Annotated in this window: 18 protein-coding genes; 8 read left to right on the forward strand and 10 right to left on the reverse strand. The window is 56.0% G+C overall.

Annotated features, from left to right (window positions below; genetic code table 11):
* Nucleotides 1–87 precede the first annotated feature (87 nt).
* Entirely contained in the window at nt 88–1,338 is a 1,251-nt protein-coding gene (locus EYR88_RS06795; protein WP_131088908.1) for a TadA family conjugal transfer-associated ATPase, read from the reverse strand.
* On the reverse strand, nt 1,335–2,456 hold the full coding sequence (locus EYR88_RS06800; RefSeq protein ID WP_131088909.1) for a hypothetical protein: 1,122 nt from the start codon (nt 2,454–2,456) through the stop codon (nt 1,335–1,337). Before EYR88_RS06800 ends, EYR88_RS06795 begins: the two co-directional genes overlap by 4 nt.
* A gap of 9 nt (nt 2,457–2,465) precedes the next feature.
* On the opposite strand from EYR88_RS06800, the gene EYR88_RS06805 reads away from it, so the two are divergent.
* On the forward strand, nt 2,466–4,193 hold the full coding sequence (locus EYR88_RS06805) for a bifunctional 3'-5' exonuclease/DNA polymerase (RefSeq protein WP_131088910.1): 1,728 nt from the start codon (nt 2,466–2,468) through the stop codon (nt 4,191–4,193).
* An 11-nt stretch (nt 4,194–4,204) separates the two neighbouring features.
* Here the strand turns inward: EYR88_RS06805 and EYR88_RS06810 are convergent, their stop codons facing one another.
* Together EYR88_RS06810 and nth are read right to left on the reverse strand one after the other, a co-directional pair.
* Complete coding sequence (locus EYR88_RS06810) at nt 4,205–4,882, reverse strand: CoA pyrophosphatase (RefSeq protein WP_131088911.1); 678 nt, start codon at nt 4,880–4,882, stop codon at nt 4,205–4,207.
* Nucleotides 4,879–5,673 (reverse strand): endonuclease III, encoded by a 795-nt coding sequence (nth, locus tag EYR88_RS06815; protein ID WP_131088912.1) that lies wholly within the window; start codon nt 5,671–5,673, stop codon nt 4,879–4,881. The genes EYR88_RS06810 and nth overlap by 4 nt, the downstream gene beginning before the upstream one ends.
* Before the next feature lie 175 nt (nt 5,674–5,848).
* Here nth and acs point away from each other — a divergent pair, with 175 nt between their 5' ends.
* Both acs and aroQ read left to right on the forward strand, forming a co-directional pair.
* The gene (acs, locus tag EYR88_RS06820; protein ID WP_131088913.1) at nt 5,849–7,852 is read left to right on the forward strand and encodes an acetate--CoA ligase; all 2,004 of its coding nucleotides are present in this window, start codon (nt 5,849–5,851) and stop codon (nt 7,850–7,852) included.
* A 125-nt stretch (nt 7,853–7,977) separates the two neighbouring features.
* Nucleotides 7,978–8,430: a type II 3-dehydroquinate dehydratase gene (gene aroQ, locus EYR88_RS06825; RefSeq protein ID WP_131088914.1), complete on the forward strand. Its 453-nt coding sequence runs from the start codon at nt 7,978–7,980 to the stop codon at nt 8,428–8,430.
* A 13-nt stretch (nt 8,431–8,443) separates the two neighbouring features.
* Here aroQ and EYR88_RS06830 read toward each other — a convergent pair whose 3' ends face one another.
* Nucleotides 8,444–9,634, reverse strand: a complete 1,191-nt coding sequence (locus EYR88_RS06830) for a MarP family serine protease (RefSeq protein WP_165477293.1) — start codon at nt 9,632–9,634, stop codon at nt 8,444–8,446.
* Between the two features lie 204 nt (nt 9,635–9,838).
* Between EYR88_RS06830 and EYR88_RS06835 the strand changes: the two genes are divergently transcribed.
* Nucleotides 9,839–10,516 (forward strand): Crp/Fnr family transcriptional regulator, encoded by a 678-nt coding sequence (locus tag EYR88_RS06835; RefSeq protein ID WP_131088916.1) that lies wholly within the window; start codon nt 9,839–9,841, stop codon nt 10,514–10,516.
* A gap of 66 nt (nt 10,517–10,582) precedes the next feature.
* Here the strand turns inward: EYR88_RS06835 and EYR88_RS06840 are convergent, their stop codons facing one another.
* Genes EYR88_RS06840 through EYR88_RS16000 form a run of 3 tightly spaced genes read right to left on the reverse strand, consistent with a single transcriptional unit; the run spans nt 10,583 to nt 12,223 of the window.
* Nucleotides 10,583–11,566: an NUDIX hydrolase gene (locus tag EYR88_RS06840; protein WP_242632475.1), complete on the reverse strand. Its 984-nt coding sequence runs from the start codon at nt 11,564–11,566 to the stop codon at nt 10,583–10,585.
* Nucleotides 11,559–12,035, reverse strand: coding sequence for a RidA family protein (locus EYR88_RS06845; RefSeq protein WP_131088917.1), 477 nt, complete (start codon nt 12,033–12,035; stop codon nt 11,559–11,561). The genes EYR88_RS06840 and EYR88_RS06845 overlap by 8 nt, the downstream gene beginning before the upstream one ends.
* 32 nt (nt 12,036–12,067) lie before the next feature.
* Entirely contained in the window at nt 12,068–12,223 is a 156-nt protein-coding gene (locus EYR88_RS16000; protein ID WP_165477294.1) for a hypothetical protein, read from the reverse strand.
* A 37-nt stretch (nt 12,224–12,260) separates the two neighbouring features.
* On the opposite strand from EYR88_RS16000, the gene EYR88_RS06850 reads away from it, so the two are divergent.
* The 4 genes from EYR88_RS06850 (at nt 12,261) to EYR88_RS06865 (ending at nt 19,712) form a co-directional block, all read left to right on the forward strand.
* On the forward strand, nt 12,261–14,822 hold the full coding sequence (locus EYR88_RS06850; protein ID WP_207306469.1) for a transglycosylase domain-containing protein: 2,562 nt from the start codon (nt 12,261–12,263) through the stop codon (nt 14,820–14,822).
* Between the two features lie 133 nt (nt 14,823–14,955).
* Nucleotides 14,956–15,909 (forward strand): metallophosphoesterase, encoded by a 954-nt coding sequence (locus tag EYR88_RS06855; protein ID WP_131088918.1) that lies wholly within the window; start codon nt 14,956–14,958, stop codon nt 15,907–15,909.
* 174 nt (nt 15,910–16,083) lie between these two features.
* A complete protein-coding gene (locus tag EYR88_RS06860) occupies nt 16,084–17,907 on the forward strand; it encodes an ABC transporter ATP-binding protein (protein WP_131088919.1) in 1,824 nt (607 codons plus the stop codon).
* Nucleotides 17,904–19,712 (forward strand): ABC transporter ATP-binding protein, encoded by a 1,809-nt coding sequence (locus EYR88_RS06865; protein ID WP_131088920.1) that lies wholly within the window; start codon nt 17,904–17,906, stop codon nt 19,710–19,712. The genes EYR88_RS06860 and EYR88_RS06865 overlap by 4 nt, the downstream gene beginning before the upstream one ends.
* An 84-nt stretch (nt 19,713–19,796) precedes the next feature.
* Here the strand turns inward: EYR88_RS06865 and EYR88_RS06870 are convergent, their stop codons facing one another.
* Nucleotides 19,797–20,702, reverse strand: a complete 906-nt coding sequence (locus tag EYR88_RS06870; RefSeq protein ID WP_131088921.1) for a phosphoribosylaminoimidazolesuccinocarboxamide synthase — start codon at nt 20,700–20,702, stop codon at nt 19,797–19,799.
* Nucleotides 20,703–20,716: 14 nt separating this feature from the next.
* Nucleotides 20,717–22,003, reverse strand: coding sequence for a phosphoribosylamine--glycine ligase (purD, locus tag EYR88_RS06875; protein WP_131088922.1), 1,287 nt, complete (start codon nt 22,001–22,003; stop codon nt 20,717–20,719).
* Between the last annotated feature and the right edge of the window lie 40 nt (nt 22,004–22,043).

A 22,043-nucleotide genomic window follows, 5' to 3' on the forward strand; every position in this document is an offset into this window, starting at 1 on the left:
ATCTTCTCCAGAATTGAGCGGGCTGATGATGCTCACTTTGATGTGCGGGAATCCCTAGGGCCAGCGCCATGGCGCAACAGATAAGGATCAGCATGGCCGTTGCCCTACAGCCATGGACTGATTCAAGTCCGCGCAGATCTTGAACATGAGCTTAGCTCCGAACTTTTTCTCCAGCACCGCCCGAGCCTTTTCTGGCATGGGGTCGGTGCTGTGCAGATCAATCAGGGTGTGCATGAACATGCGTCCTGGCTCATCGGTTTCTAGAGTTCCTAGTGCCACTGGTCCACGGCGTCCGTGCTCTCCTCGGCTGAGATGGATGATCAGGTCCAATGCACTGGACGCTTGAAGTGAGGTTGCCTGAACGCTCCACCCAGCCAGGGCTCCCAGTGCTGCCAAGCGGGCAGGAACCGACTCTGGATTATTTGCGTGCAGGGTGCCAGCGGCTCCTTGATGTCCGGTATTCATTGCTGCGAGGAAGTCTCTGATTTCTTCGCCGCGGCACTCCCCTACGATCAATCTGTCTGGACGCATTCGCAGTGCTTGGATGACCAGATCTTTGAGTTCTACCAGTCCGGCCGATTCCACGTTGGCTGCCCTAGTTTGTAGGGAGACTGCGTGGGGATGATTCACCTGCAGCTCTTGAGAGTCCTCAACTATGATTAGGCGTTGTTGTGCTCCTACCTCGGCCAGCATTGCCTGAAGCAAGGTGGTCTTTCCGCTACCTGTTCCTCCGGTGACCAAGAAGTTCATTTGTTGGGTGGCGATGACACGCAAGAGCGGATCCCAGAAGCCCAGAGAATGTTGCAGCACTTCGGTCAGCCCCAGCTGTGTGCTGTGTTTTACACGGATTGAAATCAGCGGTCCCGCGGCAGCGATAGGTGGAAGCACTGCATGAACGCGATAGTTTTTCAGGCTCATGTCCATAAACGGACTGGCCGAATCTAGTCTCCGCCCAGCCAAGGTAGCTAAGTGAACTGCAAGCTCACGGACTTGTTCAGCTGAAGAGAAGCTAAAATCGGTGAGCTCTAAGCCTCGTGGGGAATCCGTCCATACCTGGCCTTGTCCGTCTACTAAAACGTCGGTGACATCCGGGATGCGCGCGAATGGTTCAAGAATCGACAGTCCGGCAACTTCGTGTTGCAGAATTTCTAAAGACTGCGCTGCACCTTGTGCACCCAAGGCTGCTCCCGAATCATGAACTGCACCGGCCAACGCGATGGCATCAAGTTGTCCACCGGAGAGCAGCGCCCTTTCGCGTACTGATTCAAGGATTTTTGCATCCAACACATGGCCGGTGGCCACCATGATGCCGTCTTTGCTGTGGCGTCCTGAACTCATGAGCGTTGCTCCTGAACTTGTGGGATCAAGCAAAAATCCGCTAGTCCTTGTCGCAAGGTGCGGGATTTGAAGCAATCAAGTAGTTCCCCGCGCCCAGTGGCTTTGATGATCCTGCTATTGAGGGGGAACGATCCGAGTATCTGCGCGTGATCTTCTGTAGATCTGCGCAAACGCGACTCACCGCACAGCACCGTTTCCCCCGTTTTGGGAATGGTGGTGTTGTTGGCAGCAAACACGTGGCGGTCTAGAAATTGGTTGATAATCTCTTGCTGAGGATGAACCGCCCGGCCGGTATCTAGCACCACAAAGTCGAACCCTTGGCGCGCTGCGGCGAGAAGTCTGATGAGTAGTTGTTCTTCCAATACTTCGTGTTCATTAGCCTGTGACCAGGTGAGTACCGAAGTCTCGCGTAGTTTTGGCAGCGTCTCTGCAAGCTGGTGGGCAGCGAGTGCTCCGCCGGACTTCACCAATTCTTCCCACCCAACCCCTACTGGCGCTCTGGTGGTAATACATGGCCACAGGCTTTGTGAATGTGGGTCTAAATCAATCAAAACGCTACGTAATCCGCTCAGTGTTCCAGCGTGAGCCAATAACATGGCCAGCGTGGTTGTTCCCAGTCCCCCAGCTGTGGCGGAAACAGCCAAGGTGTGGCCGTGACCGGCGCGCATGGCCCACAAGCCTAGATACTCTCCGAGCCATTGACCGGCCGAGGGCAACAGCGCAACGCGGGCTTTGGGAATGCGGCTTGCTAGCGCCCACAGATGGGATGCATCAGGTTCTAGCCCCACCAAAACATCAACCGGATAATTCTGGTGGCCGGCAACTATCGCCATATCACTACCCCAGAGCACCGGGCCCGCGATCCACAGAGATAGCGATGCAGGTTCCGTACATTGAATGATGCGCACGGCCGCACCGACGGCGATGGCCGCACAGATCTCAATAATTTTCGGATCGTTGCTCACGATGGTGCACACCGGTTCGTTGCCCCTATTGATGTCAGGCAGCTGGCTTGGTTCAGGGGCAGGTGTTCCCACCGGGTTATCAAGCTTGGTGATCACAAAGCGATCAGTTCGTTGAGACTGGGGTCCCACTGGGGTGTCAGTTAGCCATTTCATGCTTCGAGCGTGGCATCAGGCAAAGAAGTACGTACAAGCCCCGGAGCCAACTGGGGATATCTGATGCTGGCACGGCACAATGGAGCTATGAGTGCCATCGCCTTTATTGCTTCCGATCCTGAAGGCTACGCCCTGATTGATATCCGTGAGTCCGAAACCGGAGTCTCACTCAAGCCAACCACCGCGGTCACTCGTGAAGACTTTGTCAGCGTTATTGCAACCACTGAAGCCGAGCTTCAACCGCGCTGGGCCATGCTGCGCACCGATCCGTGGATGACACCTTTGGTGGCCGCCGGGGTGTATCTGGCCAAGGCGTACATCCTTTCCTTGGCGCAGCGCATCATGCACCGCACTCCCCTAGCTTCTGAAGTTATCCCCGATTTTGATCTTGAACGTCCGCCTTCTTCCTCCGACCGCTTTAATCAGGACGCGCTCTTTGCCGCTCCTTCCTCCGGTGAGTCTTTGGAAGATCTCATTGAGCTCTACACCCAGCAACGCCAAGCGATGCCAGCTGATCCTAGTGCCCGACGACGCCTTGAACTACTAGTTCACGCTGAGTCGGTGGGTGCGCTGATTGCCTGCGAGATGGAAGCAGCAGGGCTTTCATGGGATGAGTCCGAACACCGTGCACTATTGCGTGAACAGTTAGGCGAACGGGTCACCGACTATTCGCGCCCGCCAAAGCTCGCGGCCAAGGCTCAGGAGTTGGCTTCCGCCCTGAACACCCCGGGGCTCAATCCTGACTCCCCGCAAGAACTCTTGCGCGCATTGCACAAGGCTGGATTTGCGGTGCGTTCGGTGCGGGCTTGGGAACTTGAGCAGATCAATCACCCGTTGATGAGCCAGGTTTTGGAATACAAAAAACTGGCTCGACTCGCCAGCAGCCATGGGGACGCGTGGCTGGATCAGTGGGTGAAAAACTCTCGCTTCCATCCACATTATGTTCTTGGCACTGTGGCTTCGGGGCGCTGGGCCGCTTCAGGTGGCGGAGCTTTGCAGCTTCCCCACGCTATCCGCCAGGTCGTTCGAACCACTGCGGGCCGGACCTTTGTGGTGGCTGATGGCCGGCAACTGGAACCACGTATTTTGGCGGCGATCTCCAACGATCAACAGTTGCAAAAGGCTGGGCGGCAAGATGACCTGTACCAATGGTTGCTTGACGCCAAGTTGGTCTCCACCCGCCAAGAAGCCAAATTGGGGATGCTCTCGGTCATTTATGGTGGCGGGGGCGGTGATTCGGGCACCGTGGGTGCGGCGTTGACCCGCAGTTTTCCTACCGCCATGAAATTTGTTGAGCAGGCTGCCCAAGCCGGCGAACAGGGCCAAGGTGTGCGCAGCTTCTTGGGCCGTGGTTGCCCACCGGCCGATGATGCGTGGATGCGGGCGCAACGAGATACCGCTGATGAAGGTTCACAACGTGCAGCCGACGCAGCTGCTCGCTCCCGGGGCCGATTTACCCGAAACTTCGTAGTGCAAGCCACCGCGGCCGAATGGGCGCTGGTGTGGATGGGTCATGCCCGTCATCTGATCCACACCGCCGGCTGGGATTCAGTGTGCAAACAAGTATTTTTTGTTCACGATGAGATCGTTTTTGAATGCCCGATTGAAATGGCTGATCAGCTGCAGGAGTTGGTCCGGCACGCTGCGATGCTCGCAGGGCGTACCCTGTTTGGATCCGCTTCACCATACTTCCCCGTCAGCGTGGCCATTAATGCCAACTACGGGGAAGCCAAATAAAGGTTGAGCCGCTAGTTCATTTGTAGTTCGCGCCGGGTATCCCAGTTTTTGGTCCAGCCCAGGTCTGTGAACAGTCGGTCCAAGACGATAGCGGTGAAGCCCCAGATGATCCGTTCACCAAACTGGAAGGCCGGTGAGCTGAATTTCTGTCCTCCGCGCTGAACAACGCCAGTCAGCCGATTTTTTGGATCCAGTAATTCGGCGACCGGTGCACGGAAAACACCAGCGCTCTCGCCAGGATCTACTGCGTGAACTTTGGACTCGGCATGCCACCAACCGATCACCGGAGTGACTAAGAAGTTTGAGACCGGCAGTTCGGTCTCTGCAAGGTTTCCCAACACTTCAATGCCGCTGGTATCTACCCCTGTCTCTTCCCACGCTTCGCGTAAAGCTGCATCAGTGGCGCCCGAATCTTCAGGATCAATGCCACCGCCTGGGAAGGCAATCTGTCCAGCATGTTTGCGTAAGGTGGTGGCCCGCTCAACAAAAAGCAGATCCAGATCCCTAGCGCTCGTGTTCTGCGCTAAAGAACCATCACCGGTGGCGCCAAAAAGAATTAGCACCGCTGCTTTGCGGGCAGGCCCGGCGTCAAGATCAAGTTCAATCCATTCCTTGGGCAGCTTCTGGGCCGCACCAACCTTGGCTTGAATCTTGGCAATAACCTGCTTCAGTTCACTACGTGCGCTCATGCGTCCAATCCATATCCTTGCTCCCGCAGCTGCCGGCGAGTGGCGCCTGCCTGCATCTTTGCCAGCAGGTCTTCGCGCCCCGGTGCGAGCTCATACTTAAGCAACTGTTTAGCCTTGGCGGGTATTTCCTCGCCGATTCCATACGAGGGGCACAAGGACGCCACCGGGCATACTCCGCAGGCGGGTTTGCGAGCGTGACAGATGCGCCGACCGTGGAAAACTACGCGGTGGCTGAGCATGGTCCAGTCCCGCTTTTCGAAGAGTGCTCCTACCGCTTGTTCCAGCTTGACTGGATCGGTTTCGTCACTCCACCCAAAGCGGTTGGCCAAACGACCAAAGTGGGTATCAACGGTAATTCCAGGCACGCCAAAGGCATTGCCTAGCACCACGTTGGCGGTCTTACGTCCGACTCCGGGAAGCTTGATGAGTTCTTCGAGCTTGGGTGGAACCTGTCCGCTGTGGCGCTCGACCAGTGCCGCGGAAAGCCCCAGTAAGGAATCGGTTTTTGCCCGGAAGAACCCGGTGGACCTAATCAGCGCTTCGATCTCGCTTCGCTCCGCTTGGCTCATTGCCAGCGCATCCGGGAAACGTGCAAAGAGCGCCGGGGTGATCGCGTTGACCCGCACGTCGGTGGTTTGCGCTGAGAGCACCGTCGCCACCAACAACTCGAAGGGGTTTTCAAAGTCGAGTTCCGGGACCGCATAGGGATAGGTCTGCGCCAGCACCCGATTAATTTTGCGCGCTCGACGCTTGAGCCCCAGTTCAGTTTCCAATTTTGGTTTTTTCGCCACGGATAGATCGTGTCATGTGCGGGCCGTGTTTTCACTGTGGGACACCGTTGTTAGTTGCTGTTCATCGCTGTGAGCTGACCGTTGAGCGCAGAAATCACACTCTTTCTCCCTGTTCGAGAACACAATTCACCTCCAAAGCCTTATAAGGATGTAACTTTGATCACAGAGAATATTTATGTTTACACGGAAGGAAACGAAGCCCGTGAGCGATTCAAAAACCCTAGACAACCTGTCACACGAAGACCGTGCCTTTGCTCCGAGCAAAGAGTTCAGTGACCAAGCCGTAGCCACCTCGGCCAGCTATGAGGCGGCCAACGCTGACCGCCTGCAATATTGGGCTGATCAGGCGCGCAAGGTACTTACCTGGGACACCGATTTCACGCAGACCTTGGACTGGAGTGAAGCACCGGTTTCCAAGTGGTTTGTCGGGGGCAAGCTCAACGCGGCATACAACGCACTGGACCGTCACGTCGAAAACGGTCTGGGAGATCGTGTGGCCATCTACTTTGAAGGCGAACCGGGCGACACCCGCACCTACACCTACGCCCAGCTGACCGAAGAGGTCAAAAAGGCTGCCAACGCATTTGAATCCTTGGGTGTTGCCAAGGGTGACCGTGTTGCCGTGTACCTGCCGATGATCCCTGAAGCGGTCATCACCATGCTCGCCTGCGCACGCATCGGCGCAATCCACTCAGTGGTCTTCGGTGGATTCTCCGCCGACGCGCTACGCAGCCGCATCGATGACGCGGACGCAAAATTGGTTGTCACCGCCGACGGCACCTGGCGCCGTGGCAAGCCTTCCCCACTGAAGCCTGCCGTGGACGGTGCACTGACTGCTCCGGGCCACACCGTGCAGAACGTCTTGGTCGTTAAGCGCAACGGCGAACCAGTGGAGTTTGGCCCACTGGATAAGTGGTGGCACGAAGTTGTCGACGAGGCCTCCACCGAGCACACCGCGGTGCCACACGATTCCGAGCACCCACTGTTTGTGCTTTACACCTCGGGCACCACCGGCAAGCCAAAGGGCATCGTGCACACCACGGGCGGATTCCTCACCCAGGGTGCAGTCACCCACCGCGATACCTTCGACCTGCACCCAGAAACTGACGTGTACTGGTGCACCGCGGACATTGGCTGGATCACCGGTCACTCCTATGTCACCTATGCGCCGCTAATCAATGGCGCCACCCAGCTGATGTATGAAGGCACACCGGACACTCCGCACCAGGGCCGCTGGTGGGAACTGGTGGAAAAGTATGGGGTCTCCATTCTTTACACCGCGCCAACCGCTATCCGTACCTTCATGAAGTGGGGTCGTTCCATTCCCGATGGATTTGATCTGTCTTCGCTTCGGGTGCTGGGCTCGGTTGGTGAACCAATCAACCCAGAAGCTTGGATGTGGTACCGCGAGGTCATCGGCACCAACAACGGCAAAAACGGTGAACTCAAAGAAAACCCAACGCCGATCGTGGACACCTGGTGGCAGACCGAAACCGGCGCCCACATGATCGCTCCACTGCCCGGTGTCACCAATACCAAGCCAGGCTCGGCTCAGGTGGCTGTGCCAGGTATCAGCATTGATGTAGTTGATGAAGCCGGTGAATCGGTCGGCGATGGCGAGGGTGGCTTCTTGGTCATCCGCGAGCCGTGGCCATCGATGCTGCGCGGCATCTGGGGCGACATGGACCGCTACAAGGAGACCTACTGGTCCCGCTTCGAGAACATGTACTTTGCCGGCGACGGCGCTAAGAAGGATGAAGACGGCGACATCTGGTTGCTCGGTCGTGTGGATGACGTGATGAACGTGTCCGGACATCGCCTGTCCACCACCGAGATCGAGTCTTCCTTGGTTGCCCACCCATATGTGGCTGAGGCAGCTGTTGTTGGTGCTAAGGATGACACCACCGGTGAAGCTGTAGTTGCCTTTGTCATCTTGCAAACCGAGCCTGCTGAAGGTGAAGACGTTGTGGCTACCTTGCGCAACCACGTAGGTAAGGACATTGGACCGATCGCCAAGCCGAAGCACGTGTTGGTGGTTCCTGAACTACCTAAGACACGTTCAGGCAAGATCATGCGCCGTCTGCTCAAGGACGTGGCTGAAGGTCGTGAAGTTGGCGATGCAACAACTCTCTCGGATTCCACCGTCATGAGTCAGATCGCCCAGTCCATGGGTAAGTAATCCAGAAATATTTCGACGCCACCGCCGTGGAGAACAACAACATTGTTCTCCACGGCGGTGGCGTTTTCTCGTTCATCAATAAAGGTTGGGCAACGAATGCGTGAGGATGTAATAGATTTGAGTCCATGACTGACAACGCATCGCGCACCATCTTGCTACTCAACGGACCAAACCTGAACTTGCTCGGTACTCGCGAACCCAAGATTTACGGACACGACACCTTGGCTGACGTTGAACAGCTGGCCCGCGACACCGCGGCGGCCCACGGATATGAATTGCGCACCTTGCAGTCCAACCATGAGGGTGTACTCATAGATGCGATCCACGAAGCACGCAGCACTGCCGCCGGTATCGTCATGAATCCTGGCGCCTTCACCCACACCTCAGTAGCCATTGCCGACGCACTCAGCGGTGTGGAGCTTCCAACCATCGAGGTGCACATTTCCAACGTGCATCAGCGTGAGGCATTCCGCCACCACTCTTACATCTCACCGGTAGCAAGCTCGATCATTGTGGGAGCCGGCGTTAATGGTTACAAGCTGGCCGTTGAGCAACTGGTGCACCTCCTGAGCAAGTAAACAGTCAACACAGCTAGTTGGCGATGCAGTCCCCGGTGCTCACCGAGGTCCGATTCGAGCCACCAAGCTCCATCGCGTTTTCCATTTCGTCCAGGCTCAGTGCGAAGCCGACCTGATCATCGCTGCGTGACTTAGCGAAGATCAGGCCAACGGCTTCGCCTTCTTCGTCTAGCAGAGGTCCGCCAGAATTACCCTGAGCTACTTGGGCGCTGAGCTGGTAGACAGAGATTCGTCCTGGATCTTCACCGTATATATTTGCGATAGACACGTTGGCTCGGGAAGCGATGACGGCACTGCGGATTTGCTGCGGACCACCGGCTGGGTAGCCGATGAAGGCTGCGGCGTCGCCGCGAGTGAGCTCATCAGGTGCCAAGTCGATGACCGGGGTCTGTAAACCTTCGACATAAAGCAAAGCAATATCGGTCTCAGGATCAAAGTAAACGACGTTTCCGCGGTGAACTTCATTACGACCGGTTTCTACTGTTGCTGAGCCCAAGCCTGCGACCACGTGAGCATTTGTCATGACCATTTCTGGTGCCACGACAAACCCGGAGCCGGTTAGGTTCACACCACATTGAACTGCGGTGCCCGAGACTTTGGCAGCTGATTCGGAAGCGGCGCGCTGCAAGTCAGTGGCCTGCCAATTGTGGTCCACCGGCTGATCAACCTGCGGTGCAAACGGATCCAGGAAGGCCGGCAAGGTTTCAGCGATCACTTTAGAACGTGCGCTGGAAATTGCTGAGTTCACAAACTGCGGAGTCGCCGAGCGGATAGCGGTAATCATCCCTGACTTACCAATCTCCATGGATAACTGCGGAATGCCCATGCTGGAGGTGGAAAACGCCAGACCACCAATGATCGTGGCGCTAATGACCACGGAAAGCACACCGCCGGCAAAGCGATCAGCTGAACGCAAAAAATCGACATTCATCCAGTGCCGAATGCGTGTGGCGATAACCCTGCCTAGAGCTTGGCCAAGGATGATCAGCACCGCTGCGGTGGCGACCATCAGCCCAACACGCCACCACGGATTAGTGGCAAAGGTTGAAACCAAGGGGATGGCAAAGAACGCGGCAACACCTCCAAGAATGAGGCCCACCATGTCACCGACGGTCAGAAGAAAACCTCGGCGGAGTCCGATGATGAAAAAGATCAGTAAAACTGCACAGATGGCTATGTCGAGCCAGCTGAAAATTCCGAGCACCAAGACTCCAATGCGTTCATTTACTTTGTATTAACCCAAGGTACCCTTAGAAGCTGATGGATTTCTGCGAGCATATCCGCGAGTTTTGACCTGATGAGCGTGACGTTCAACATTTTCTTGGTAAAACCACGTGTGGAAACTGTCACATTGTTACTGAATACGGCACAATGAGGTAAGCGCCTACTACTGTTGACAGGAGATTTAATGGATATCGAGGTACTGCGTCGCGCGCCACTGTTTGCGTCGCTTGGTGATGAAGTATTTACCGCGTTGACCGAAGAATTGACCGAGGTTGATCTGTCTCGCGGTGCATCGGTGTTCCGTGAAGGCGATCAAGGCGACCGTCTGTACTTCATCGTTTCGGGAAAGATTAAGCTGGGTCGCACCTCTTCGGATGGTCGCGAAAACCTGATTGCTGTTCTTGGCCCAGGTGAACTGTTTGGCGAAATGGCCCTATTCGATCCACACCCACGCAACGCTACGGCGACTGCTGTGTCGGAAACCCGACTTGCAGGTCTAAGCCACGAGAACATGCGCAAGGCGATCTTGAACTCCCCTGAGGTCTCGATCCAGTTGCTGCAGGCTCTGGCTGCTCGCTTGCGTCGCACCAACGAGTCCCTAGCGGACCTAGTCTTCTCCGACGTTCCTGGCCGTGTTGCCAAGGCTCTGCTGGATTTGGCTGATCGCTTCGGACGCCCAGCAACTGACGGCATCCTGGTAGCTCACGAGCTAACCCAGGAAGAGCTCGCTCAGCTGGTTGGCGCATCGCGTGAAACCGTAAACAAGGCATTGGCTGAATTTGTACAGCGCGGCTGGCTCCGCCTAGAAGCACGCGCTGTCGTGATTCTAGACATCCAGCGTCTGCGTCAGCGTTCACGCTAAACGCACTTAGTACAAAGGCCGAATATCCATCATGGATATTCGGCCTTTGTGTTTAACTCTAGTTTTTTAGTGACCGGCCAGAGCCTGCCAGGGACGCGATGACTCAGCGCTCATTGAGCCGAGCACTTCCAGATAGTGGATTCCATCGCGCACCAGCAAGTCTGGGTGTTTTAGGTCCAGGGCCCTAGACCGCGAAAGGTAAGCCACAACTCCGTTGGCATCCGACATGGCCTCAAGGATCAGCTCCACTGCGGGGTAACTAATCTGCGAAAGATTGAGCCCTACGGTGTTGGGCTGGCCTACGAGGTCTCCCAACGCGGCGCTCTCGCGGCCGGCGAGAACTTGTTTGGCAACATTCCAGCGGGCCCATTTTCCTTTGCCACGAAGCAACGTCGGTTCTTGGCGAGTGGGAACGGTAGCCGCGAAGTACCAGGTATCAAATCTGCGCAGCGCAAAGTTTGGGCTGAGCCAGTGCGAGACCGGGCGCAACAAATCGGTGCGTAGTCCCAGTCCGCGACGGCGAAGAAATTCATCAAAGGATAAGTCCTGAACCGCAATGGCTTCCCGAGCGCTCATCCAGTCATCAGGGTCGGTCATCTCGACAATAGACTGCTCATCGGTGCCGGCTAATAATATGCCGGTCTCTTCGAACAGCTCACGGATGGCACAGACAATATAGGCCTGCACTAATTGCTGATCCAGCACGTCCATGCGCTTGGACCACTGAGAAAGACTTGGGCCAAACCATTGGTAAGTTGCTCGGTCACTGGCCTCGTGGCTACCACCTGGAAAGGCTACGTTGCCCAACGGTGAGCCGCCTGGCCGATAGGTCAGGTAAGTTTCCACACCGTTCGCGCAATCGTGCACCAGCGCAACAGAGGATGCGCGGCGCGGACTTCGAGGTGTGCGAGAGCCGAAGGTAAACCAATTTTCGGCAGTAGGGATCTGGTGCGGAGGCACATCAAAGATTCGGCGCACCATGCCGCTGCGCGGGCCACAAGGAAAAGCCCTTGCGGTCCGCGCAACTGGCGACTGAAATGAACTACTCAAATTCAGCGATGACCTCAACCTCGACTGGCGCATCCAGCGGCAGTACGGCGACACCAACGGCCGAACGTGAATGCAGGCCGGCATCTCCCAGGACCGCACCGAAGAATTCGGAGGCTCCGTTGATGACGCCAGGCTGTCCGGTGAACGAAGGATCTGACGACACGAAGCCGACAACCTTCACGATTCGTTTAATGCGATCTAGGTCACCGATCTCAGCCTTGATGGCAGCCAAAGCGTTCAGCGCAGCTACCTGCGCCTGAGCCTTCGCTTCTTCAGCTGAAACTTCTGCCCCAACCTTTCCAACAACTGAGAGTTCACCATTAATCAGTGGAAGCTGACCCGAGGTGTACACGTAGTTGCCGGTAGTTACTGCCGGCAGGTACGCGGCAACTGGTTTCGCTACGCCTGGCAGCGTGTGGCCGAGTTCAGCTAGGCGTGCTTCGACACGCGAAGAAGTGGCTTCTTGCATGGGCTTTGTCTCCTTTAGGAAGTGTTAATTTATTATTCTTTTTCGCGCTTCAGGTAGGCCACTGGCGAGGAGCCGTTGGGACCTGGAACAACAGTTACCAGCTCCCAGCCATCGTCTCCCCACTGGTCCAAAATCTGCTTCGTAGCGTGGATCAAGAGTGGCAAAGTAGCGTATTCCCATTTAGTCATACTGGATACGTTATCGCGTCCTTGTAAACTAATAGGTATGGCAGCCAAGAAGTCCCCCTTTTTTGATACCGCCACCACGTTAGGGAAAGTCGTTGCGTTCTTCGGAATCAGCGCCCTGTGTGGTGTGCTCGCAGCAGGTATGCTCGTACCCGTAGCAGCTATCGCGAAAACCGGTTTGACCACCGGTAACAGCGTCATTAGTGCACTTCCAAGCACCTTTGAAAAGCTCCCAATTTCGGAGCCTTCAAAGATCTTGGACGCGGACGGAAAGACCATTGCGTCCTTCTATCAGCAGAACCGCGAACCGGTGAAACTTGATGACATCTCCACACACATGCAGAAGGCAATCGTGTCGGTGGAAGATGAGCGCTTCTACGAGCATAAGGGTGTCGACCCTCGCGGTATCGCCCGCGCAGTAATCGGCAACCTTACTTCCTCATCCCGTTCCGGTGCTTCCACGCTCACCCAGCAGTATGTAAACAACCTGTTGGTGAACAACCAGGAGCTCACCGGCTCGGAAGAGTCGACCATTTCTGGTCAGAAGGATTACGCCGCAAAGATCCGCGAGCTGAAGTACGCGGTAGCTATTGAAAAGGAAATGTCGAAAGACGAAATCCTTGAAGGCTACCTGAACTTGGTGCTCTTCTCGGGTCGCGAGTACGGCATCCAGGCCGCAGCGCACCGTTTCTACTCGGTTGATGCCAAGGATCTAAACGTCCAGCAGTCCGCCATGCTTGCGGGCATGGTTCAGCTGCCCAACGTTTACAACCCAATCAACAACCCTGAGCGTTCGCTTGACCGCCGTAACAAGGTACTTGGCAACATGTACCGCACCGGCGTCATCACCGAAAAAGAGTACGACGAGGCTGTGAAGTCTGATCTCGAACTCAAGCCAAGTGTTTCCCCTTCGGGTTGCTCCTCGGCCAAGGACAACGCTTACTTCTGTGACTATGTCACCAACCTGATCTTGAGCGATGAAGCTTACGGTAAGACCAAGGAAGACCGTGAAGGTCTGCTCTACCGTGGCGGATTGACCATCAAGACCACGCTGAACAGCAAGCTGAACGAAAAGGCTGCCAACGACGCTCGCGAGGCGATCGATCCGAACGCCAAGTCCAACAAGGACATTCACTCTTCAGTAGTTTCGGTCCAGCCTGGCACCGGCAACATTCTCACCATGGCCCAGAACACCGAGTACGGTCCCGAGAAGGACGACTCGGGCTCAAGCACGTACTACAACTTCGCTGTTGAACGCTCCAAGGGTGGTGCCGGTGGCTTCCAGGGTGGTTCCACCATGAAGCCTTACACCACCTTGGGTTGGCTCACCGAGGGTAACCGCATGAACGACACCATCAACGCGAAGAAGCAGGTCTTCCAGCCTGGCACGAAGTTCCGCGCTTCCTGCCTGCCTGGCAGCACCGCGACGGTGGGCACCAAGTGGGAACCAAAGAACGCTTCCAAGGGCTTCTACCGCCCGATGAGCGTTGATACCGGTTTGTACTGGTCCATTAACACCGCGACCGTTCAGGAAGCCTACCGAACCGATTTGTGCACCATCGCTGACTACACCAAGCGCCTTGGCGTCTTGGATCAGGATGCTGATAATGGTCAGCCAGGCCCAATCAGCCCAGCTAACCCATCGTTCATCATTGGTTCGGCCAACATCACCCCACTGTCGCAGGCAGCAGCATTTGCTACCTTCGCCAACAAGGGTGAGTACTGCAAGCCACGCGCCATCACCGGCGTGACCGATTCAGCTGACAACGAGTACAAGGTCGCTGGCGAATCTTGCTCACAAGAGGTTGATCCAACCTATGTTGCCGATCTTGATAAGACTCTGAAGAAGATCGCTACCAAGCGTGTTTCTAAGGGTGTTGTCGAGGGACCAATCGCTGGTAAGACCGGTACTAACAACTACGCCACCTCGACCTGGTTTGTTGGTTTCACCACCGGCATCTCGACCGCTACGTGGGTAGGCCGTCTGGACGGCAAGGCTGCCACTGAGCAGAATTCGCTGCACGGCGCAATCATCAATGATAAGCAAGCACCTGAAATGGTTGACTCCTCCACCTACGCTGCACCGTTGTGGGTCGATTTCATGAAGGATGCAGTCCTTCAGTACGAGCGCAAGGGCTTTGGTAAGCCGGGCAAACGTCCAGCACCTGTAATCCCTTCCACTCCGGAAAGCGCAAAAACCGAAGGCGAGAAGCAGGACGCTGCTGCAGCGGCTGCCGCTGCTAGGGCTCGGGCTGCCGCCGAAGCACAGAAGCGAGCTGCTGCCCAGCAACGAGCAGAAGCTGAAGCTCGACAGCGTGCCGCTGATGCTAAGGAAGCTGCCGAGGATCGGGCCGAAGCTAAGAAGGATGCTGCAGCCAAGAAGAAGGCAGACGAGGCTAAGAAGAAAGCCGACGACGCCAAGAAGAAGGCTGAAGCTAAGAAGGACGCTGCCGAGGCTAAGGCAAAGGCTGAAGCTGCCAAGAAGAAGGCAGCTGCCGAAGCTAAGAAGAAGGCAGCAGCCGAAGCTAAGAAGAAGGCTGAAGAGGCGAGGAAGAAGGCGGCACAGTCGTCTAAACCTAAGCCGCCGAAGTCCACTGATTAGTCCGAATAATAGCTAGCTGCCAAGCAAAGGCCGCGTTCAACTTTGGTTGAACGCGGCCTTTCGGTTTAGATTGGCAATAGCGGACTTCATGAGAAGTAGCCCCCGGGCATGAAAGGACGATGGCAGAAAAGTCATGGTTGAACACAATACATTTGGCGCCGCGCTGCGCCACGCAGCGGGTACAACAGCTTTGGCGGCCGGTGGAGCGTTGGCTCTCGGCACCGCCTTGATTGGCTACGGCATGCTGGAGACCCAGAAGTTTGGACTACGCCGTGAGACCCTGAATGTTCTGCCCAGAGGTGCTGCCGACATCAAGGTCCTTCACCTGTCCGACATTCACATGGTTCCGGGCCAAGAGACCAAAATTCAGTGGATCCGTGAACTCGCCGACCTGAAGCCAGACTTTGTGGTGAATACCGGCGATAATCTGAGCCACCGCAAGGGTGTTCCATCTTTGCTCAAGGCATTGGAACCGCTGATGGCGTTCCCGGGAGCCTTTGTTCCTGGCTCCAACTGCTACTACGCGCCCAAGCTGAAAAATCCTTTTAAATACTTCTCCAGCTCCGAGGGCTCCCCTAACCCGTCACCAAAGGACCAGCTGCCTTTTGAAGAAATGCACCGCGCATTTGGTGCAGCCGGTTGGAGCAACATGTCCAACCGCTCCCACTCGACGGTACTGAACGGACTGCGTCTGGATCTGACCGGCGTTGATGATCCGCACATCAACCGGGACCACTTCGCCGGATGGACCCGTGGCTCATCCACCAGCGACCAGGCTCCGCACGTGCGTATCGCACTGACTCACGCCCCATACCAGCGAGTCTTAGATCAGTTCACCGAAGCAAAGGCGGACGTTATTTTCGCTGGGCATACACACGGTGGCCAAGTCTGCATCCCTGGCTACGGCGCTTTGGTCTCTAACTGCGATCTGCCAACCTGGCGAGCTCGCGGCCTGAGCGACTGGGAGTACGCAGGCAACACGGTTCCGCTAAATGTCTCGGCCGGTTTGGGCACTTCGCGCTTCGCCCCGATCCGCTTTGCTTGCCCGCCTGAAGCAATTCTTGTGACGCTGAAGGCACGTAGCTAAACACTAAATATTGTTCTTGAGATCCCGGTATTTCGCCTTATCTGGCGAAGTCCCGGGATCTACTCATTTCCGATGTGAAGCGTTTCTTTCCCAAATTCAGAAATTGATTGAATTATCCCAACCAGTGACTGTAAGCTGAAGCTCTGTCGAACTTCTGGATGAATACGGGGTACCGTGGCGCAAGCACAAAAAGTCGAGACCAAAGCTCCAGTTCCGCTCTCGGCAACGTTGAAGAGACTGTACCCGTTTGTTAAGCCGATACTTCCTCGGCTCTTCTGCGGATTCCTTTGTGCGCTCGGTGCCGGAATTGTTGCCCTAGCCATCCCCCAGGTGTTGGCGTGGCTGGTGAACTCTGTTTTTCACCGTGATGGTGCCACCTCCGAAGTCTGGATTTCCGTTGCCATCATTGCCGCCCTCGGATTTGTTGAAGCGCTACTGATTTTCCTGCGCCGCCAGTTTGTGCTCAATCCCGCCGCCGGGCTTGAAACCCAGATGCGCATTCGTTTCTACAAGCACCTTCAACGGCTGCCTGTTGCCTTCCACGAGCGCTGGGGCTCCGGCCAGCTACTCTCCCGCTCCATGTCGGATCTGTCGCTGTTGCGCCGTTGGCTGGCCTTCGGCGCAATGATGCTGGTCGTTGAGACCGTCACTGTGATCACCGGACTCATTCTGATGTTCACTCACTCGTGGATCTTGGGGTTGCTGTACTTGCTTGGCTCTATTCCCATTGCCATCAAGGCTTACCGCTTCCGCAATGAATACCGTGCGGCCAGCCGGCTCAGTCAGGACCAAGCCGGAGACCTTGCCACCGCCGTGGAAGAATCGGTGCACGGTATTCGTGTCATCAAGGCTTTTGGACGCGGTCCACACATCTACGAAGGATTTAATACTCAAGCCAAATCCCTCCAAGAAACCGAAATTGCCAAAGCTAAGACCTTGGCTAGTTTCTTGCTTACTGTGGTCGCGGTGCCAGAAACCATCTTGGGCATTGGCCTGTTCATTGGTATCGCTCAAGTCGCCAATGGAACGCTCAGTGTCGGCGCGCTGGTTGCCTACTTCGCCATCGCCGCAGTGATCGCTGGCCCGGTAGAAGGCATGGGAATGCTCTTGGGCATGACCTTGAGTACCAAGACTGCACTGGACCGGCATTTTGAGGTCATGGACTCGACCAATGACATTGTCTCTGTGGCCAACCCAACCGTCCCTGAAACGCGAGACGGAAGCGTGCAGCTACGTCACGTTCGTTTTGCCTACCCAGATGTAGCCGGAACACGCCGCCCGATCCTTGCCGACATTGATCTAGACATTCGTCCTGGCGAAACGATGGCCTTGGTGGGAATCACCGGTTCAGGCAAATCCACCTTATTGAACTTGATCCCCCGTCTGCACGATGCAACGGCCGGGGAAGTGCTCATCCATGGACAGAACGTCAAGGACTGGGAATTAGATCAGCTACGCACCGAAATTGCCGTGGCTTTTGAAGACACCACATTGTTCTCAAACACCATTCGAGAGAACGTCCTGCTCGGTGCCCCAGAACAACTAAACGAAGAACAACGCGAAGCACTGCTGAGCGAAGCACTAGACGTAGCCCAAGCGCACTTCACCTATGACCTGCCTGCCGGCGTAGATACTCTCATCGGTGAAGAGGGGCTTTCGCTCTCCGGCGGCCAGCGTCAGCGCATCGCGCTAGCACGTGCCATTGCGGCCCGTCCGAGCGTACTGGTCCTTGATGATCCGCTGTCCGCTTTGGATGTGAAGACAGAAGAACTGGTGACCGAGAAACTTCGAGAAGTTCTCGCCGGAACCACCACGCTCATCGTGGCTCACCGACCATCAACGGTGATGCTCGCAGACCGAGTGGCGTTGCTGCGCGATGGACGAATCGACGCGGTGGGCAGTCACACCCACCTGCTGAGCACCAATGAACACTACAGATTTGTCATTGCCAGTTTGCATGATGAAGAACAATCAGCAATTGAGGGAGCCTCCCGATGAGCCAGACACAAGGCGTCGCCAACGAGGACGCCATCAAACTCAACGCTGCTGATCGTAAGGTAGTACGCCAGCGGTCCTTCCGATTGCTCGGGGCACTGGCTTTGCCGCAGAAAAAGCTTTTTATCCTCACCGTAGTTTTGGTGTTGCTCTCCAATGCAGCACGCGTTCTGCTGCCGGTAATCATTGCCTTTGCTATCGACTGGACGCTACCTCAAGTACGTGAGGGCAACTGGTCAGCCTTGGGCCTTACCGGCGCCGGCTACATTATCTGCGCGATCCTCAGTGGCTTTTTGCTTTCTTGGTACATCAACTCTGCAGCAAAAATTTCGCAGGCTATGCTCTTGGATCTGCGACAGCAAGTGTTCCGTCATACCCAGCGCCTGAGCCTTGAGTTTCACGAGAACTACACCTCCGGTCGCATCATCTCCCGACAGACTTCAGACTTGGAAACTCTGCGAGAGCTGCTTGATCAGGGAGTCTCCGAGCTGGCTTCCTCCTGCGTCTTTGTTATCTTCACGCTGATTTCGATTTTCTTCCTCGACTGGCGCAGTGGATTAGTAGTCTGTGTTGCCGCGATTCCAGTGACCATCTTGTTCTTCTGGTACCAGCGCCGCTCTGAAGTTCTGTACCGCGAATCCCGCGTCGTTTCAGCCAAGGTGATTTCCACCTTTGTCGAAACGATGACCGGCATTCGCGCTGTGAAAGCTTTCCGCCGAGAACGGGCCAACGACGAGAACTACCAAGAAATTGCGGAAAAGTACCGGGATAATTCGGTCCGCTCCTTCAACCTGTTTGGTGTTTTGCAGCCCGGACTGGTGCTCATTGGCAACCTCACTGTGGCCGCTCTCTTAGCCTACGGTGGATTCCGAATCATCTCAGGGACCATGGCCGTCGGTGCCATGGTGGCGATCCTCTTGGCCTCAAAACGGCTCTTTCAGCCTGTAGAACAGATTGCGATGTTCTACTCGTCTCTGCAGTCAGCAACAGCGGCGTTGGAGAAGGTCTCGGGTCTGCTTGAAGAAGAACCAACGGTGCGTGAACCTGCGCAGCCTCAGTCCATCACCACAGTGGCCGGAGATCTTCAGTTCAAGGACGCGGTATTTGGTTATGGCAATGGACCGATCATCATGGACAAATTTGATCTGCACATCCCTGCCGGTCAAACGGTCGCTGTGGTGGGTCAGACCGGTGCAGGAAAATCGACGTTGGCCAAGCTCATCGCCCGCTTCTATGATCTTCGCTCCGGAACGTTGGCACTGGATTCGGTTCCGATCAATGAACTGTCCAACAAAGAGTTACGTCAGCACGTAGTGATGGTGACTCAGGAAGCGTTCCTCTTCTCGGGATCCGTTGCCGAGAACATTGCCCTGGGACGCCCTGGCGCGTCCCTTGAAGATATTGAGTCGGCGGCCCGCGCAGTTGGAGCTCACGAGTTCATCATGGATCTGCCCGAAGGTTATGACACCGACGTGAACAAACGCGGCGGCCGTGTCTCCGCTGGCCAGCGCCAGCTGATCTCCTTTGCACGAGCGTTCTTGGCAGATCCTGCAGTGTTGATACTTGATGAAGCCACCAGCTCCTTGGATATTCCTTCAGAGCGAGCTGTACAGCGCGGATTGCAGACGTTGCTGGGTAACCGTACGGCGCTGATCATTGCGCACCGGCTCTCCACTGTGCAGATCGCTGACCGGGTGTTGGTAGTTCACGATGGAAAGATCACCGAGGACGGTACACCACAGGAGCTCATTGCCAGTCAGGGACGTTTCGCCGCCTTACACAAGGCATGGAAAGACTCATTGGTCTAAGGTCCGCCGACCGACGAATAAACCCCTGCCGGCCCGGAATATCATTCCGGATCGACAGGGGTTTTATCGTGGAGTGCAACTAGCCTAGGCGCTGAACCTTAGGCCAGTTAGACGCTCATAGGCTTCAATGTACCGAGCGCGAGTCTTCTCAATAATCTCTTCTGGGAGCTGTGGTGGCTCCTGGTCAGAGTTCTTGTCCCAACCCGATGCGTCGCTGGTCAGCCAGTCGCGGACAAACTGCTTATCAAAGCTCGGCTGCGCCTGACCTGGCTGATAGGCCTCTGCGTCCCAGAAGCGTGATGAATCCGGGGTGAGCACCTCATCACCCAAAGTAACTTCACCGGTAGCTGCGTCAGCCCCAAACTCAACCTTGGTGTCAGCCAAGATGATGCCACGGCCACGGGCGATCTGTTCGGCCTGTTCGTACAACGCAACAGTCTTCTCACGCAGTGCCTCAGCCACGTCGTTGCCAACGCGCTCAACGGTCTGCTCGTAAGTGATGTTCTCGTCGTGCTCCCCCACCTCAGCTTTAGCCGATGGAGTGAACAGTGCAGGGGTCAAACGTGAACCGTCAACCAAGCCATCAGGCAATGGCAGGCTGCATACGGTCTTGGAGACCTTGTACTCAGCTAGCCCTGAACCGGTGAGGTAACCGCGAGCGATGCACTCGATCGGGTACATTTCCAGCTTCTTGCAGACCATGGCTCGTCCGGCCACAGCTTCTGGAACATCGGTGGAGATCACGTGGTTGGCGAAGTCGCTGAGCTGTTCAAACCACCAAAGGCTTAGCTGAGTCAGCACTTTGCCCTTGTCTGGGATCTCGCTGGAAAGTACAAAATCGTAGGCGCTGATGCGGTCCGAAGCAACGACCAGCACGCGGTCGGTGTCCTCGAAGCTCACACCGGCTGGCACGTACAAGTCGCGTACCTTGCCCGAGTAGAAATGGTCCCAACCTTCAAGGTCAAGAACTTCGGTCTTCAATCCTGCCATAACTGCCTAGTCCCTTACTTGCTTTGCTTCGCTACGACGATTTCGCCGCGTTCGGCCTTCAATGCAATGTCGGTGCGTGACTGGGCACCGTTCCAGCTGATCTGTGCAACGCCTGCGTAGGCAGCCTTGCGAGCAGCGCTCAGGTCATCGCCTAGACCAACCACTGCCAGCACACGTCCGCCAGCAACAATGACATTGCCTTGGGCATCCGCGGAGGTTCCGGCATGCATCACATGCACGTTTTCCAGTGCGTTGGCAGCGTCAAGGCCGGAAATTACCGCACCCTTCACCGGGGTGTCAGGGTAATTCTCTGCCGCGATAACTACGTCTACTGCGGTCTTGGACGACCAGTTCAACTGCTCATCATCATCAAGCTGACCCTTGGCGGCGGCCAACAAAATGCCACCAAGTGGAGTCTTGAGGCGTGCAAGCACCGCCTGAGTTTCAGGGTCACCAAAACGAGCATTAAATTCAATGACTCGAATACCACGCTTGGTCAGCGCCAAACCGCAGTAGAGCACACCGGTAAAGGCAGTGCCACGCTTTTCCATCTCACGCAGAGTTGGGTAAGCGACTCGGTCCATAACCTCGTTGACGAAGTTCTCTGGAAGCCACTCAAGTGGTGAGTAGGCACCCATGCCACCGGTATTTGGGCCTTCGTCATTATCGAAGATGCGCTTAAAATCTTGGGCTGGCGACAGTGGAACGGCATGCTTGCCATCGCAAATAACAAAAAGTGAAACTTCTGGGCCATCAAGGAATTCTTCAATGACTACAGTGCCGCCGGCTGCGAAGCAGGCTTCAGCGTGCTCAAGGGCCTCATCACGGTCAGAGGTGACAACAACACCCTTGCCTGCGGCTAGTCCATCATCCTTGACCACGTAAGGTGCGCCGAAGTCATCTAATGCGTTGGCGGCTTCCTCACGGTTGGTCGCCACATGAGCCATCGCGGTTGGAACTTCAGCCGCGGCCATCACGTTCTTGGCGAATGCTTTGGAAGCCTCCAGCTGGGCTGCGGCTTTGGTTGGGCCGAAGACCGGGATTCCCGCCTCAATGAGTGCGTCGGAAACGCCTGCTGCCAATGGCGCTTCGGGTCCAACAACGACCAGATCGCTAGCTAGCTCGCGGGCCAGCGCCAACACTGATGCTGGATCTTGTGCATCGATCTGATGGGTGGTGACGTCCTGTGCGATACCGGCATTACCGGGTGCACAATGAACTTCTTTGACGTAGGGGTCTGCACTGAGTGCTCGGACAATTGCATGCTCGCGGCCACCTGGGCCAATAACCAGTACCTTCACCCCGCCGAGTTTACCGGAGAAGTTGGGAGCTGATGCTGTC

This window comes from Arthrobacter sp. S41, assembly GCF_004320535.1.
In the GTDB taxonomy this organism is placed as follows: Bacteria; Actinomycetota; Actinomycetes; order Actinomycetales; family Micrococcaceae; genus Glutamicibacter.

Coding starts and splice junctions, on each gene's coding strand:
- EYR88_RS06800 (WP_131088909.1), bottom strand. CDS start 2,456: ATGAAATGGCTAACTGACACCCCAGTGGGACCCCAGTCTCAACGAACT.
- EYR88_RS06850 (WP_207306469.1), top strand. CDS start 12,261: ATGGCAGCCAAGAAGTCCCCCTTTTTTGATACCGCCACCACGTTAGGG.
- EYR88_RS06870 (WP_131088921.1), bottom strand. CDS start 20,702: ATGGCAGGATTGAAGACCGAAGTTCTTGACCTTGAAGGTTGGGACCAT.
- EYR88_RS06845 (WP_131088917.1), bottom strand. CDS start 12,035: ATGCAAGAAGCCACTTCTTCGCGTGTCGAAGCACGCCTAGCTGAACTC.
- aroQ (WP_131088914.1), top strand. CDS start 7,978: ATGACTGACAACGCATCGCGCACCATCTTGCTACTCAACGGACCAAAC.
- EYR88_RS06865 (WP_131088920.1), top strand. CDS start 17,904: ATGAGCCAGACACAAGGCGTCGCCAACGAGGACGCCATCAAACTCAAC.
- EYR88_RS06795 (WP_131088908.1), bottom strand. CDS start 1,338: ATGAGTTCAGGACGCCACAGCAAAGACGGCATCATGGTGGCCACCGGC.
- EYR88_RS06855 (WP_131088918.1), top strand. CDS start 14,956: ATGGTTGAACACAATACATTTGGCGCCGCGCTGCGCCACGCAGCGGGT.
- EYR88_RS06835 (WP_131088916.1), top strand. CDS start 9,839: ATGGATATCGAGGTACTGCGTCGCGCGCCACTGTTTGCGTCGCTTGGT.
- EYR88_RS16000 (WP_165477294.1), bottom strand. CDS start 12,223: ATGACTAAATGGGAATACGCTACTTTGCCACTCTTGATCCACGCTACG.
- acs (WP_131088913.1), top strand. CDS start 5,849: ATGTTTACACGGAAGGAAACGAAGCCCGTGAGCGATTCAAAAACCCTA.
- EYR88_RS06810 (WP_131088911.1), bottom strand. CDS start 4,882: ATGAGCGCACGTAGTGAACTGAAGCAGGTTATTGCCAAGATTCAAGCC.